Below are 15,522 nucleotides of genomic sequence, written 5' to 3' on the forward strand. Positions count from 1 at the left end.
TGACAACCATGACCGACGTGTTCGGTGTCCTGGCCGATGACCCGATAACCGAGCTGGCCGCCCAGACACGCGCGCAAGGCATGTATCCGTACTTCCTTCCGCTTGAGAAGAGCGAAGGAACCGAGGTCGTCATGGAAGGTAAACGCCTTGTGATGGCCGGGTCGAGCAACTACCTCGGGCTCAACGGCCACCCGCGGGTGCGCGCAGCGGCCATCGAGGCCGTTCAGCGATTCGGCATGTCCTGCAACGGCAGCAGGCTGATGAACGGCACACTGGCCATGCACCTCGAACTCGAGGAGCGGATTGCACGGTTCCTGGGCAAGGAGGACGCGCTGTTGTTCGGCACCGGCTATCAATGCAACGTCGGAGCGATCAGTGCGCTGCTCGGCCCGGCTGACGTCGCCGTATGCGACAAGGAAGTCCATGCGTGCATCCTTGACGGGGTGCAGATGGCCGGTGCTCAACTCGCACGGTTCCGGCACAACGATTCCGCAGACCTCGAAGCTGTGCTGAAGCTGTACGCGGGCACGCCGGCCCTGGTGATCGTGGACGGGGTGTACTCGATGAGTGGCGACCGCGCGAAACTGCCAGAGATCGTGAGCGTGGCGCGCCGCAACGGCGCCCGAGTGTATGTTGACGACGCCCACGGCCTGGGAGTGACGGGCCCCGGCGGACGAGGGACCGCCGCCCATTTCGACTGCGTGCCCGACATCGATCTGATCACGGGCACGTTCAGCAAGGCACTGGCATCGGGGGGTGCCGTGGTCGCCGGTTCGGCCGAGGTGATCGACTTCATGCGGCACCATGCGCGGTCGCTGTTGTTCAGCGTGGCCCTGTCGGCGTCAAGCACAGCAGCGACACTGGCAGCCCTCGACGTACTGGAGAGCGAGCCCGACCGCCCGATCCGCACACAGCGACATGCGGACCGAGTTCTCAAGGAGCTGCGGGCGATGGGATACGACTGTGGAACAAGCGAGACCCCCGTCGTGCCGGTCCTCACGCGCGACGCACCGACAACGGCCGCCGCCTGGAAGGCGCTGCTGGACCGCGGAATCTACACGAACCCCGTGATATCTCCAGGCGTGGCGCCAGGCCGGGAAAGGATCCGTATCAGCTTCATGGCCACCCACACGGAAGCCCAGATCGACCAGATCATCGCGGCGTTCGCCGACATCGCTGACATCGTCCGACCTGGTCAAGTCGAGTCGTGAACGTAGGGGCGACACTATTGGGCGTGGCCTCATCGTCCGGATATCTCTGCGTGAAGTCGGCGGCAAGCCATCGCCTGCTTATTCGCCTATTACGGTGAAGTATACGGTCCCCGAGTACTCGTCATCCCAGTTTCCGGTCCAGACAGGCAGTCCGAAAGTTGCACCAAGCTCGAACCTTGTCGGACTGAGTTGCCGGACGTCGAGGTACATGTTGAGGTTTCCCAGTTCATGGTCGCCATCTCTGTGCGTGAAACGCATACTGAAACCCCTGAGGACCGCGGTAAGCGTAGAAACCGGTGAGTCAAATTCTCCTTCGTATTTTTTTGTGCGTGGTCCTGAACCCTTGAAAGGTTCGAAAGACACACTTGATTGATGTACTTGCATCTTACGTCACCACTCCACGTCGGCGCTGTTGGATTCGTGAACCGCAGGTCAATCGGTCGAGAATGGCGTAGGGGCTTCGGCGGTGACCGCTGTCGGGATGATACTGGTCGCGGATTCGGGAAGAGTGCGCGAGTTCACTTCCGGTAAGACAAAGTTTGTTCTCGCAATTCTCCGAGGGCAAGAGGGCCGCTCCGCTGGCTCTTGGAGGCTTGTCGCCGTGGGGCTGCAGCCCCGAACCTGTGTCGTGTGTTAATCGAGAAGTAGTCTACATCACGTGTTGGCGTATGGACTCGTCTGAGCAGTTACGTACATTATCCGCCAAGCCAACGCCCTTGGATTCGCTGTCCGTTCCGCCCTCCATCCGGGCCTCGTGACCGCGCAGACCGACAGTCGAATCAGCACGTCACCGGGTCAAGTCATGGCCAGTGGCTCACCGATTGTTTCGGGCCAGGGGCCAGTCAAGTGGCCTCCTGCGTTCGCCGGTCGGGGGCCTTAAGCTGGAAGCATTCTTCGCGCAATAACGGGCATATAGGATTCGTTCTACTGTTCGGCCCGGTTCAGTGCTGCGCGAATAACGTGACTGGATGACATTCCCGAGGGAGAATAGTGAATGCTTAGGGCCGCAGTGTGAACGATATCGCCATCGTCGGACTCGCCTGCAGATTCCCGGGTGCGGCCAGCACGGACCAGTACTGGCAGATGATTCTCCAGGCGGCACGCCAGTTCCGTCCGGTTCCCCCGGACCGCTGGCGGCATGAGATGTACTACAACCCGGACGAGAGCGGCGACCCGCTCAAGGCGTACACCGACCAGGTCTCCTTCCTCGAAGATGTGGATCAGTTCGATCCGCTGCACTACGGCATACCGCCGCTGCGAGCGGAAGCCATGGATCCACAACACCGGCTGCTCGTCGACCTCGCCAGGGAGGCACTGCAGGACGCCGGCTGGGAACGCCGCCCCTTCGACCGGTCGCGCACCGGCGTATTCATCGGCATGAGCCAGTCTGACTACCGGGACCTGCTGACCACACGGCTACGGGCGAGGTTGCTCGCCGACGGTTCGCTGCACGCCGGACACTCCGACTCCGGCTTGCTCGCCGCGATCGAGGACGCGGCTGCCGGGGCACTCGCTCCCGGCCAGGCGTTCTCACTGCCCGGAACCCTGCTGAACATGGGTGCGTGCGCGGTCAGCTCGGCGTTCGGACTCAGTGGGCCGTCCTTCGTCGTCGATGCGGCCTGCTCGTCGGCGCTGGTCGCGCTGCAGGAGGCGGTGAACCACCTGCGGACAGGCAGTTGCGCGGCAGCCCTCGTCGGAGGTGTCTTTCTCAACCTCACCCCAGACGCGCTCCTCGGGTTCTGCCTGGTGGGCGCGGTGTCGGCGCGCGGCGTGTGCCGTCCGTTCGATGCGCGTGCGGACGGGTTCGTGCTCGGCGAGGGTGGTGCCCTTGCGGTTCTGCGACCGCTCGAAGACGCGATGCGTGATGGCGATCGTGTCTACGCGGTGATCAAGGGGGTGGGGGTGTCGAATGACGCCGCGGCCGAAGGCCCGCTGACGCCGCGTGTCGAAGGTCAACTCGCGGCCCTTCGTGCCGCGTACCAGGACGCTGGAGTGCATCCGGGCACGGTCGAGCTGATCGAGGCGCACGGCACGGCTACAGCGGTAGGGGACCGCGTCGAGGTCGAAGCTCTTCGTGCCGCGCGGACGGAAAGCCTGAGGGCCGAGACAGCACACTGCTATCTCTCCTCGGTCAAGGCGCTGATTGGACACACACTGCCCGCGGCCGGCGCCGCGGGACTGGTCAAGGCCGCGCTTGCGCTGCATCGCACGACCATCCCTCCGCAGCCTGAGACCGCACCCAACCCGCACTTGTCGTTGGCCGAGGCGGGATTCCAGATCACCGAGCAGGCGATTGCGTGGAACGGACCTGCGGACCATCCGCGGCGCGCGGCGGTGAGTTCGTTCGGCTTCGGCGGTACCAACGTCCACGTCGTGCTCGAGGAGGCACCGGATCGGCGAGTTTTCCGGGCGGCCGCCGCTCCTGGCGTCGAGATCGGTGAGAAGCCCTGGCTCTATGTGCTCTCAGCCGGATCGCCTCAGCTGCTCGCCGAACACGCCGCCGCGGTCCGGGAGAAGGTCGCCACGAACCCTGATCTGACACCGGCGTCGGTCGCGTACACCCTTGCGACCCGTTCGCCGCTGTCGATCCGCGTGACCTTCGTCGCGGCGACCCGGGACGAGTTGATCGATCTCCTCGATACGGCAACCGTGGCGCTGCGATCAGGGGCCAGTGGTGATCTCGGCTCCGGCATCCACGTGGCAGCGGCGCCGCCCCCGAAGGACCTGCCGACGGTCGTGTTCGTCTACCCCGGCCAGGGGGTTCAGCGAGCCGGCATGCTCGGCGACGTACGCCGTCGTTTCCCGTCCTTCGGCGACATCGTGGAGGGGCTCGAAGCAGACGTCGACCAGGGCATCGGCACGTCGCTTACCAGACTGGTCTGGCCGCAAGGGGTGGCGGCTGAGGATGCCGACCTGGCGCTGACCGACACGCGGATCTGTCAACCCGCACTGGGTGTACTGGGCATCGCGATGAGTTCGCTGCTCGCCGACTGTGGGGTTCGCCCCGATATCGTGCTCGGCCACAGTGTGGGCGAGTTTCCGGCCGCGGTCGCCGCCGGCGCTCTGGATGCGGTGGACGCGACCAACTTCCTCGTGCACCGAGGGGCGGCCATGGCAGCCGTCGGCGACACAGAGTTGGGGGGCATGCTTGCGGTTCAGGCGACCGAAGAGCAGTTCGCCGAACTGGCCACCGACATCGACTGGGTGTGGCCCGGCTGTTTCAACCACCCCGGGCAGGTTGTCGCGAGTGGGACGGCGGACGCGCTTGACTGGCTTGCCGAGCGCTGCGCAGCGGCTGGTGTCACGGCCACCCCGCTGCGTGTCTCGCACGCTTTCCATTCGCCCCTCGTGGCAAAGGCTGACACGCAGGTTGCCGAGCAGTTGGCACGGCTCCCATTGCGCCAACCCGACCGCGTCTTCGTCTCCACTGTGAGCGGCCAGGCGTGCATGGACCCAGATGAGCTGCGTAGCTGCTGGCGACGGCACTGCTCGTCGCCAGTGCGGTTCGGCACGGCCATCCAGGTGGCTGCCGAGGGCGGTAACCGTGTCTTCGTCCAGGCATTCGGCGGGAACGGGCTGCTCGCCATGGCGCGACAGTCTGTTCCCGATCCCGCGTCCCACCACTTCGTCAGCCTGTCCGGTGCGGAGCCGGACGAGGGACGCACGTTCCTCGCAGGTCTCGGCCGGCTCGCCGTGCTGGGGATACCGGTCGATCTGCTGCCACTGTTCGAGGAATCCGAACGCAACCTGGTGGACCTGCCGGCGAGCCCGCTGGTCACACAGCGCTACACGATCCGCAAGGCCGATCCGTGCCTGCCCGCACACCGTTATTCGCAGCCGGATACGGCGGAAACAACCGGATCCCCGGAGGTACGCATGAACGATGTCGTCCAGTTTCTTCGTGAGCAGCTTGACGTCCTGCGCGCCGCCACCGGTGCCTGCGCCACCACGGTCACCGAGGTTTGCCCGCTACCCGCAGTCGTCCCGGCGGTGACCACGACCGCGCCAGATCATGACACCGTGCCACAGCGTCCCACACTCGTCCCGGCAGCGGGTGAGCCGGACATCCGTGATCGGGTGTTCGGCGCGATCGCCAAGATCAGCGCGTACCCGTACGAGTATCTGCGGGGCGACCACGCGATAGTCGGCGATCTCGGGTTCGACTCGATCATGCTCGCCGACCTGTTCGCCGCGTTCCAGCGACTCTGGCCGGAACTACGAGTGGACATGGGCGACCTGCACGCCATCACCACTATCGATGATTTCGTGCGGGCCATCGCCAGTCAGGTCGGTGCCCAGACACCCAGCGTGGCGGTAGAGCCCGATCATGAGCAGGTCGGCGTTTCCGCGCCGGCCGGCCCGCCGGAGCACCATACGGAATTCAGCGACGTGCCAGAATTCAGCGACGTGCCGGAATTCACTGACATGTCCGCGTTTCCCGAGATCCTGAGGCACCAGGAGCGCTTTCATCTCGTGGCGAAGTCCGGGCTGACCAACCCGTACTTCCTGACTCACGAGGGCACCGCGCGCGATCTCACCCAAGTCGAGGGCAAAGAGCTGATCTGCTTCTCCAGCTACAACTATCTCGGGCTGTCCGGCCACCCCGCCGTCAGTGCGGCGGCGAAGCAGGCCACCGATCTGTACGGAACGTCGGTGTCCGCGGCCAGGCTGCTCTCCGGGGATCGTCCGCTGCATCGCGAGCTGGATATGGCGCTCGCCGATCTGCTCCAGACCGAAGACGCGCTCGGACTCGTCAGCGGTCACGCCACCAATGTCACCATGATCGGGCACCTGCTCGGACCGGACGACCTGATCGTGCACGACGCGCTCGCCCACGACAGCATTCTCCAGGGTTGCAAGCTGTCCGGCGCGACACGCAGGCCGTTTCCGCACAACGACATCGCCGCACTCGACGAGCTGCTCACCCGGATTCGGAACCAGTTCCGGCGCGTGCTCATCGTCGTCGAAGGTGTCTACAGCATGGACGGCGACATCCCGGATCTGCCTGAGCTGATCCGGGTCAAGAAGAGGCACGGCGCGTTGATCATGATCGACGAAGCGCACAGCATCGGTGTCCTCGGGGCCACCGGCGGTGGCATCGGCGAGTACTTCGGGGTGGAGCGCGCCGATGTGGACCTGTGGATGGGCACGCTGTCCAAGGCCTTCGCCGGCTGCGGCGGGTACATCGCCGGCAGCCGCGGTGTAATCGACTACCTGAAATACACGTTGCCGGGGTTCGTCTACAGCGTCGGCCTGACGCCACCCAATGCGGCGGCCAGCCTCGCCGCGATACAACAGATGCGGGCCGAGCCCGAGCGGCTGGTCCGGCTGCATGAACGCGCACAGTTGTTCCTCCGGCTGGCCAAACAGGCCGGCATCGACACCGCCGGCAGCGCGGGTACCCCGGTGATCCCGTGTGTCATCGGCGACTCCCTGCGCTGTGTACAGCTGGCCAACGCATTGTTCGAGCGCGGCATCAGCGTTTGCCCGATTCTGTACCCGGCTGTCGAAGAACAACTGGCCCGGTTGCGGTTCTTCGTCACGAGCGAGCACACACCCGAGCAGATCACGCAGACCGTGGCCATCCTCGCCGACGAACTCGATCGGCTCGAAGCCGGCCAAGCGACCAAGACGGCACAGACCGCCCCAGCCTGAACGTTCAGGTAGTTAGGTGACTCAAGTGGTAGATGGTACGGAGAAGACTGCCGATCTACGCCCAGCAGCGACAAAGGCCGGCCTCGCTGCCGCTCCGCCGGTCAATCGGTTGTTGCGCCTGACGCTCGCCTGGCCGAAGACAATCCTGCTGATGACCCTCCTTCTCGCTGCGGGCATGGGTGTTTTCGGGGCCGGAGCCCTGAGTGAGCTCAAGACCGGAGGTTACGACGCCCCGGGGGCCGAGTCGGTCCGTGGCCAGGAAATCCTCGCCGAGCGGTTTCCGCACGCCAATCCCAATCTGGTTGTCCTGGTCGCCAACCCTGGTGGCAGTGTGGCGGATCCGGACGTCACCGAGATCGGACGAGAGGTGACGCATCGGCTCGCGGTGACACCTGATGTCACCGTCGGATCGTCCTACTGGGACACTCCGATCGCCGAACTCCGTAGCGACGGCGGTGAAGCCGGCCTCATCCTGGCCCGAGTGGGTGGCGGCGAGGACGAAGTCGCCGATGTGACCAAGCGACTGCATGACGAACTGGCTGGTTGGCGCGGGCCGGTCCGGGTGCAGTTCGGCGGCTTGGCCCAGGTGGAGAACGACGTGAATACTCAGGCTGCAGCGGACCTTGTCAAGGCTGAGTCAGTCGCCATCCCGCTGACACTCGTCCTGCTGTTGTTCGTTTTCGGCACCGTCGTCGCGGCCGGTGTACCGCTGTTGATCGGCCTCATGGCGATTGCCGGCACTCTTGGCGTCCTGCGAGCGATGGCGTCGGTCGTCGATGTCTCGGTGTTCTCGGTGAACCTGGCCGCCGCACTTGGCCTGGGGCTCGCGGTCGACTACAGCTTGCTGTTCGTTTCCCGCTACCGCGAGGAGCGTCGCCGTCATCCGGACGCAACGTTCGCTCTCGCAGCCACCATGCGCACGGCGGGCCGGACAATTGTGTTCAGCGCGCTGACCGTGGCTGTCGCGCTCTGCAGTCTTTTGGTTTTCCAGCAGTACTTCCTGCGCTCGTTCGCCTATGCGGGCGTCGGCGTTGTCGGTGTGACCGTGGTGGGCGCCACGATTGTCCTGCCGGCGCTGCTGGCCATCGTAGGCGACCGCATCGACTCCTTTGCGTTGCCAGGCCGAAGGATCCGTCGTGATCGGGCCGCCGGCTTCTGGGGCGGCGTCGCGGGATTGGTACTGCGTCGTCCTGTTCTCACCGCGACGCCGGTGGTCGCACTGCTGCTGGTGCTCGCCGCGCCGTTCTTGCACGTCCAATTCGGAATAGCGGATGAGCGGGTGCTTCCCCGCTCGGCGGAGAGCCGGGAAGTCACCGACCGCGTACGTGACGACTTCGGCTCGACCGGCAATGGGTCGCTCGCGGTCGTCGGTGAACAGTGGGGCGACACTCTCGACGCGAAGCAAGCCGTTGCCGAGTACGGACAGCGGGTGTCTCTCGTGCCGGGCGTGACCCGTGTGGACAGTGCGGCTGGGTCATTCGCCCACGGTGTCCTGATGCAGCCGCCGATGCCGGGCGGGGAGCAGCAGTTCCGTTCCGGTGAGGTCATATGGTTGTCCGTCCTCAGCGGGGTCGAGCCGTACTCGTCGGAGGGCGCGCAGCTCGCGCGCGACGTACGGGCCGTTCCGGTACCCAAGGATCGTCGCGTGTTCGTCACCGGGCAGGGTGCCCAGCTCGCCGATGTGACCAAGTCGATCGCTGACCGGCTCCCGTACGCGCTCGCTCTGATCGCCCTGAGCACTTTCGTGCTCCTCTTCATGATGACCGGGAGCCTGCTGTTGCCGCTCAACGCATTGGTGCTCAACCTGCTGGGCCTTGGCGCGGTTTTCGGGGCGATGGTGTGGGTTTTCCAGGACGGGCACTTGTCCGGACTGCTCGGGTTCACCCCGGCCCCGCTCGCAGTCGTGATCCCGGTGCTGCTGTTCTGCGCCATCTTCGGGATATCGACGGACTACCAGGTCTTCGTCCTGGCCAGGATCAAGGAGCAGCACGACGCCGGGGCCGATCTCAACGGGGCTGTCGTGCATGGACTGTCGCGCAGCGGACCGGTGATCACCGCCGCCGCGGCGATCCTGTGTGTGTCCTTTCTCGCCATGCTCGCCTCGCGCGTGTCGCTCATCCAACTCCTGGGGCTCGGTGCCAGCCTGGCCGTTCTGCTGGACGCGTTTCTCATCCGGCCCGTCCTGGTAACGGCCCTCATGCGTCTGTCAGGCAGGTGGAGCTGGTGGGCACCCAGGCCGTTGCGGGCCCTGCACAACCGGTTCGCGTTGCGCGAATGACTTGAGGCACATGTACGACGGTGACGTCAATATGACGTCCCCAGGTGCGACGATACGGAATGTGGCCTCTTACCTTGTCCCAGCCCGCGGGTCCTCAGGATCGAGCACGGAGGTAGGACGAATCATGTCTCCGAACACAGCCACCACCACCACTTTCCTCGATTTGCTGCATGCGCAGATCCGCAACGAGTTCACCGCGTCGCAGCAGTACGTCGCACTCGCAGTCTGGTTCGACGACCAGGACCTGCCCCGGCTGGCCGCGCACTTCTACCGGCAGGCGCTGGAGGAACGCGACCACGCCATGAAGATCGTGCGGTACTTTCTGGACAAGGATCTTCCGGTGGCCATCCCCGGCACCGACGACGTCCGCAACGACTTCAAGAACGCGCACGAACTCGTGGCCCTCGCACTGCACCAGGAGCAGGAGGTCACCGAGCAGATCACCAGGCTCGCCAACGCCGCCCGCTACGAGGGGGACTACATCGGCGAGCAGTTCATGGACTGGTTCCTGCGCGAGCAGGTGGAGGAAGTCGCCCAGATGAGCCGGCTGGTGCACGTCGTGGAACGCGCAGGCGACAACCTCTTCCACGTAGAAGACTTCCTGGCCCGCGAGAGCGACAGGCTCTCGGGTCATCACGACGATGGGAACATCGTTCCACCTACCGCCGGCGGCTCAGTCAACTGAGCGCAACACGCCGCCGGCGAGCCGGCTCATTGCCGGATCCCGTCCCAAGTTCAAGAGGCTCGCGGGTGGGCGGAGTGGGTGTGCCTGGCGAGTCGCACGGCCGCCTGCTCGGCGGTCGCGCCGAACACGTAGGTGCCGCATCTGCCGACCGGGCACGGCAGGGCGAGCCGGGACTCATCAGGGATTGGAAGCTGTTGCGGCGCTTCGGATCGGAATCGGAACGGCCGGGACTCGAAGGGCGTCATCCGGTCCTCGGCGTCGACCGTCTGCTGTAGGCCCGTGCCCGGCGACCGTCTTGGCGGCCGGGCACGGGCTGAGGCTCGTCGCCGAGTGCGCCGGCGACAGAGCCTCGCCGGACCGCCGCCGGAACGTCACGCTGCAGGTGACCGGCAGCCCGGAGTTTGCGAATCCGCTGTTGTGACAGAGGGTGATCACGGCGGCTCCGCAGAACCGAGCGACCCGCCCAGATCACCAGTCCGGCGACCCATAAAGCGGACATCAGCGCTAGGTACCAGTCAGCGGCGAGGAGTTCCGCTAGCTCGGCTATCGTCATTCCTCCACGTCTCTTTGCCCGCTGCCGTGCGATGTCGTGCGCCCTGCGCCCACCCATGACGTTTCCGGAAACTATGCCATGATTCCGGAAACATGCCACTCTGTGTCACCCAAATGGAGTCACTCATGCCGCGTAAGAGCCCGGGAGCCAAAGCCAAGGGTCTTGGCACGGAGCTGCGGATCCTGCGTGAGCGAGCCAAGAAGAAACAGGCCGACGCTGCTCGTGCGCTCGGTGTGTCGGTACAGGTCATCTCCCGGCTGGAGACCGGCAACCGCAACATCTCCGAGGAGGAGGTGCTGGTCCTGCTCACCGTGTACGAGGTCGCCATTGCCAGCCCGAAGCGGGAGCAGTTGTTGATGATGGCCCGCACTTTGAACGACCCAGGCTGGTGGGAACACGACATGCCGGGCTTGACGCAGGAGTCGGCGACCCTCGCGGACTACGAGGAGCGCGCCCGCCGGATCACCAGTTGGGCGCCACTGCTCATCCCGGGCCTGCTACAGACCATGAGCTACTCGCGGGCGTACATGCTCGATGACGGGATCGCACCATCCGAGGTCGAGGGCCGGCTGACTACGCGGCTGCGTCGGCAGCATCGCCTGACGCGGTCGGACGTGCAGTACGTAGCGATCATCGGCGAGCCCGCACTGTCCGGCCTCGACCCTGCCCTCGCCGCCGAGCAGTATGCCTCTCTGCTGGCCGCCAGTGCCCGGCCGAACATCTCGATCCGAGTCGTGCCGATCGGCCGGCTCAAGCACGCCGGCCGGCTCGGCGGATTCCTCGCGCTCGAGCTGGAGAACGAGGAGCCGGTGGTGCACGTCGAGCTTGCGCGCTCCGGCGTGTTCCTGGACGAGCCGTCCCTGACAGGGCCGTACTTCGACACCCTGGCCGGGGTATCGGAAGTTGCGCTGAGTGAGACAGAATCGAGTCAGTGGATCTCCCACAGAAAGGGCGAGATGGAGAGCTGACTATGGATCTATCTGGGGCAACGTGGCGCAAGTCGTCACGAAGTGGCTCGCAGTCGGACTGTGTCGAAGTTGCGATGACGGAGAATCTCGAGGCGGTCCGGGACAGCAAGAACCCGGAGAGCACGCTCACCGTGGACGTGCGCATGCTCGTCAGAATGGTGCGTGCCGGCCGGTTTGACCGCTGACACACAAAACGGCCCCCGGTGGTCATGACACCGGGGGCCGTTTGCCGCGCTCAGCCATGTCGGCGGAGCGCTCGGGCGTTGTCCCACCTACAAGCCCTCTTCGGGCTCGTCCGCTGCGTGCGATCCTGATCGAAATTGCTCGTAAGTATGCAGCCGCCGGTACTGTCCGGTTGTGAACTCGGGTGGCGCGGACCAGCCGGTTGCGACTACTCGCCAGAGTTCCGGCTCGCTTTGTTCTTCGGCACCGCCCGGGTGTGGCAGGTGATTCACGGGTTGCAGGTGCTGGGAGTGGCTTCTTTCCTGACGAAGTCCCACGCGTTGATTCCGGTGAAGTTCACCCGGGTGAGGTGCGGCGTGGCAGGAGTGGTCGCGACGCTGTCCATCGTGACATTCGTCGCCTGCTTGACCAGTCGGATCACCGTTTGGTCGGGGATGTCCCTCGCGGTGTCGAAGGTCTGGTCGGGGATGGACAAGATGTACGAGGGACTGGCCAGTACGTATGCCTGACCTGGGTGGATCATCGTGTCTGCGGGGATCTCGGCGACCAGGCGCCGCGGGTCGGCAGCGCCGAAGGAGGCCTGCGCCTGGAGACCGCCCATCGGCACGGTGTAAACGTCGGCGCTGCGGTTGCAGATCTCGATGAATTCCTGGTTCGGCAAACCACCGAGGCGGGTGGCGACTTCGCTGATGTACACATCGCCGGGGACGATTTTGACCGCGCTGGCTTCGTTTTGCGGTTCGGATGCGTTCGCCGTGCCGGTGAGTCCGAGAATCATCATGCCCGTCGCGAGAACCGCGGGAATTGTGCGTTTCATTCTTACAACCTCCCTCGGAAGACTGGTCGGAATGGCGCCCGTTGTGCTCGTCGTAGTCGTATTGGGTACTGTGCCCGGACTGCCAACGATCCCGGTCTCGTAAAACGCGGTGGAGCTCGGGCCGTCGGGGTGGCCCGAGCTCCACACGCTCTGGTTGTTACCGGTACGTTACCGGGTCTGGACCGGGTTGCAGAGGCCCGGGGTGGCGACCGTCTTGACGAAGTCCAACTTGTTGATTCCGGTGAAGTTCACCCGGGAGAGGGACGTCGCGCGAGGGTCGTTCGGGGTCAGCGGAGTCGCCACCGGCGGTGCCGCGAACGGCGAGGTGGCAATGGTCGCGAAGCTGTCGAACGTGATATTCGTCGCCGGGTTCACCAGCCCAATCCCGAAGAGGTCGGGGAGGTTCTTCGTGGTCTCGAAGATCTGGTCGGGAACGGTCAGGGTGTAGGTGGGGCTGGCGATCACGTACGCCTGACCTGGGTGGATCACCGTGCCGGCGGGGATCTCGACGACCAGGCCCCGCCGGTCGGCACCGCTGAAGGTGGCCTGCACCTGGATACCGCCCATCGGCACGACGAAAGGCTCGGTGGCGCGGGTGCAGATCTCGATGAACTCCTGCTCGGTGGGCAGCGGCAGGTTGTTGAGGCGGGTGGCGACTTCGCTGATGTACAGTTCGGCTGGGACGACCGTGGGCGCGATGGACTCGCCCTGTTGCCCGGATGCGTTCGCGGTGCCGGCCCCGGCGAGTCCGAGAACCGCAAATGCCGCGAGAACGGCGGTAATTGTGCGTTTCATTGAGGGAATCTCCTCAGAGGGTGATTTCAAGGAATAATGCACATGGTCACCTGTGCGAGGTGCCTCGATCACGTGCTCCAGGACATCGAGGAACCCTGTGTTCGACTGTTCCACCTGGATTGTTCTTCAAGAAAGTGGCCATTGACGTGGCCCCGGTTTCATCGGTCTGTTATCTCGTTGGTTTTCCGCATCGTGCTGATTTCGTTCCGGTTTGTCGGGCGGGTCGGTATGCCACGGGGGCCGCTGGAGTACAGCCGCCATCAACCGGTACTTCCTGGCCACGGTAGCCGCGTGCCGCAAGCCGGCCAGTGGTACTTGGAGCACGTGGCTCAGCCAGTACAGCCAATGACCGGTTGGAATACGCTTGCCGCGTTCCCATCTGGATACGTCGGAACGCGTAACCGTATCACGGCCCGACGCCTCGATCAGCGCATCGGCGAGCTCGCGCTGGCTGAGTTTGTGCTTGTGCCGGGCCGACCTGATCAGCTCAGAAATTGATTCAGGTGGCTCTCTGTCATGCACGTTCAGTTTCCTGTCCCGGTGGTTTCCCGCTTGAGCTCGTTTCATGCCCGGACGATCAGCTGCAGTTGAGTTCGGCAGGACTCACGAATGTGAAGCCCATATCCCGGATACCGGCGACTATCTCGCCGAGATGCGAGGTGCCGAGCCCTGGGTGGTAGAAGAAGCTCGCCACGCCGTCACGCACCACTGCGACACGGCGGGCGGTCGCGAGGATATGGGAGGGCAGCCGGCGGCGGTTGTCATCAGCCATTGTCAAGTCGACGTAGCCGAGTGACTCGGGTATCACCACGGACCCATAGACATCGCGTACCAGGAACGGAAAGCTCTGGCCGTAGATCCGTGAATAGTCGGGAGTACCAGAACCGCAGTCACCGTTGCGACACCATCCGGCTGCGTACTGACCATTGTCGTAGCGCGCCTCGAACCGGTCGTCCACCACCGTGTAGTCGATGGTGGAGCCGGCATAGTGCGGGAATTCGAAGATCTCTGGTACTTCCAGGCCTACCGCCCGGAACTCCCGCGCGGCCGCTCGTATCCGGTCGGTCGCCCAGGATCGCGAGTCTTCGGGCACCGGACCGACGTAGTGCAATTCACCCTTGTCGTCCATGCGCACCCGGTAGAACTCGTAGTCATCAGCACTGACGCCGTTATACGGATTGAGGGTGTCGCGGTACTGGTGGGTATAGCCGTGCATGATCAACGTGCCGCCCTTGTCCTGCATGTATCGCAACGCCGCGACGACTTTGGGTGCGTCGGCCAAGGTCCTGTCCACCGGCTTGCCATCGTGGTACACCCCGTGTGGGTCCCGGTATCGCGGATACACCGCGACCGAGAACGGCACTCGGCGGCCGGCCAGGTAGTCCGCGATCTCGCGCAGCTGTGCGGGATTGTCGTCCGGGCCCACGTCCTCGATGCGCACGAGAGCGCGCTTGTGTTCCGGCGCGTTGGGGTCGGCGTGCCGCGCCAGCACGTCAGCGGCAGCGAGGTAGCGGTCGTCCGGTCCGGTGTACGAGAACGGCACTTCACCGAAGTAGGTCAGGTGCTTTGAGCGCACAATCCACGGGAAGCGGCTGTCATCCGATCGGACCGCCTGCGCCACTGTACGTGCCTTGTCAGCGTCCTCGATGTCGGCACGCACGATGCCCGAGGGGATCGTGGCACGGTCACGGGTGAAGTCCACGTCTCGGTAGCGGACAGTTGTCACGTCGGTCGTGTCGATGGGGCCTGGCCGCCAGCCGAACCGGGTCGCGAAGTCCCGACCACGTTCGGCGAGACGCCAGATGTTGTCGTACATCCACGCGACCGGCGTTCGGGCCTTCAGCACGTCGTCCAGGAATGCGTTCGGCAACGGTTCGTCGAAGGTGGAGCCGATGTATATCACCGAGGTGTAGTCGGACATCTCGCCCGCCCGGTACGCGCGGACGGGATGCATGACCCACGCGCTGTTGTGGGATATGAGGTTTCCGGTCATCACGGCGTAGGACTCGCCCAGCCAGCCGTACACCCCACCCGTGTCGTACAGCACGAGCGTCCGCCGGCCGGGATCCGCTCCGGGAGCGGACGGGTAGGTCCGTACGCGCCTTGGGGTATCCGTGGCTGCCGGATTTGTCGTGGTGTCCTTGGGATCGGGCCGGGTCGAGGGTGGACGTGGAGGGGCGGGCAGGACGGGCCATTGCCAGCCGCCCGACACGCGGGCCGGCCGTGGACGATGGTGCTCCGGCGTCACGGCGCTCCCGGGCGCGCTGGGGACTGCGTTGGCCACGCCGGTGAACATGACGCACAGTGCGAGCAGGACGGCTGGTAGCCGACGAATGCAACCGCGGATTCTCATGGGTACTCCTGTGATGGTGGTGAC

The 15,522-nt window shown here is 64.9% G+C and carries 11 protein-coding genes; 7 read left to right on the forward strand and 4 right to left on the reverse strand.

Annotation, left to right across the window (positions count from 1 at the left end; all coding sequences use genetic code 11):
* Window positions 1–8: 8 nt before the first annotated feature.
* From JOF56_RS18970 to JOF56_RS19000, 7 genes are all read left to right on the forward strand, one after another.
* Window positions 9–1,211, forward strand: a complete 1,203-nt coding sequence (locus tag JOF56_RS18970) for an aminotransferase class I/II-fold pyridoxal phosphate-dependent enzyme (RefSeq protein ID WP_245379732.1) — start codon at window positions 9–11, stop codon at window positions 1,209–1,211.
* Window positions 1,212–2,222: 1,011 nt separating this feature from the next.
* Window positions 2,223–6,866, forward strand: a complete 4,644-nt coding sequence (locus tag JOF56_RS60165; protein ID WP_209639836.1) for a type I polyketide synthase — start codon at window positions 2,223–2,225, stop codon at window positions 6,864–6,866.
* A 25-nt stretch (window positions 6,867–6,891) separates the two neighbouring features.
* Window positions 6,892–9,144 (forward strand): MMPL family transporter, encoded by a 2,253-nt coding sequence (locus JOF56_RS18980; protein WP_209639839.1) that lies wholly within the window; start codon window positions 6,892–6,894, stop codon window positions 9,142–9,144.
* A gap of 124 nt (window positions 9,145–9,268) precedes the next feature.
* Entirely contained in the window at window positions 9,269–9,829 is a 561-nt protein-coding gene (locus tag JOF56_RS18985; RefSeq protein WP_209639843.1) for a ferritin, read from the forward strand.
* Between the two features lie 80 nt (window positions 9,830–9,909).
* Window positions 9,910–10,104, forward strand: a complete 195-nt coding sequence (locus JOF56_RS18990) for a hypothetical protein (protein WP_209639845.1) — start codon at window positions 9,910–9,912, stop codon at window positions 10,102–10,104.
* A gap of 403 nt (window positions 10,105–10,507) precedes the next feature.
* Window positions 10,508–11,350, forward strand: coding sequence for a helix-turn-helix domain-containing protein (locus JOF56_RS18995; protein ID WP_209639849.1), 843 nt, complete (start codon window positions 10,508–10,510; stop codon window positions 11,348–11,350).
* Window positions 11,351–11,352: 2 nt separating this feature from the next.
* Window positions 11,353–11,535, forward strand: coding sequence for a DUF397 domain-containing protein (locus JOF56_RS19000; RefSeq protein ID WP_209639852.1), 183 nt, complete (start codon window positions 11,353–11,355; stop codon window positions 11,533–11,535).
* 266 nt (window positions 11,536–11,801) lie between these two features.
* Here the strand turns inward: JOF56_RS19000 and JOF56_RS19005 are convergent, their stop codons facing one another.
* The 4 genes from JOF56_RS19005 to JOF56_RS19020 form a co-directional block, all read right to left on the reverse strand.
* Entirely contained in the window at window positions 11,802–12,350 is a 549-nt protein-coding gene (locus JOF56_RS19005) for a lamin tail domain-containing protein (RefSeq protein WP_209639855.1), read from the reverse strand.
* A 168-nt stretch (window positions 12,351–12,518) separates the two neighbouring features.
* Complete coding sequence (locus JOF56_RS19010; protein WP_209639858.1) at window positions 12,519–13,145, reverse strand: lamin tail domain-containing protein; 627 nt, start codon at window positions 13,143–13,145, stop codon at window positions 12,519–12,521.
* A gap of 126 nt (window positions 13,146–13,271) precedes the next feature.
* Window positions 13,272–13,712, reverse strand: a complete 441-nt coding sequence (locus JOF56_RS19015; protein WP_209639861.1) for a helix-turn-helix domain-containing protein — start codon at window positions 13,710–13,712, stop codon at window positions 13,272–13,274.
* A gap of 10 nt (window positions 13,713–13,722) precedes the next feature.
* A complete protein-coding gene (locus tag JOF56_RS19020; protein ID WP_245378305.1) occupies window positions 13,723–15,498 on the reverse strand; it encodes a DUF2334 domain-containing protein in 1,776 nt (591 codons plus the stop codon).
* Window positions 15,499–15,522 lie beyond the last annotated feature (24 nt).

Source organism: Kibdelosporangium banguiense (assembly GCF_017876405.1).
Lineage (GTDB): Bacteria > Actinomycetota > Actinomycetes > Mycobacteriales > Pseudonocardiaceae > Kibdelosporangium > Kibdelosporangium banguiense.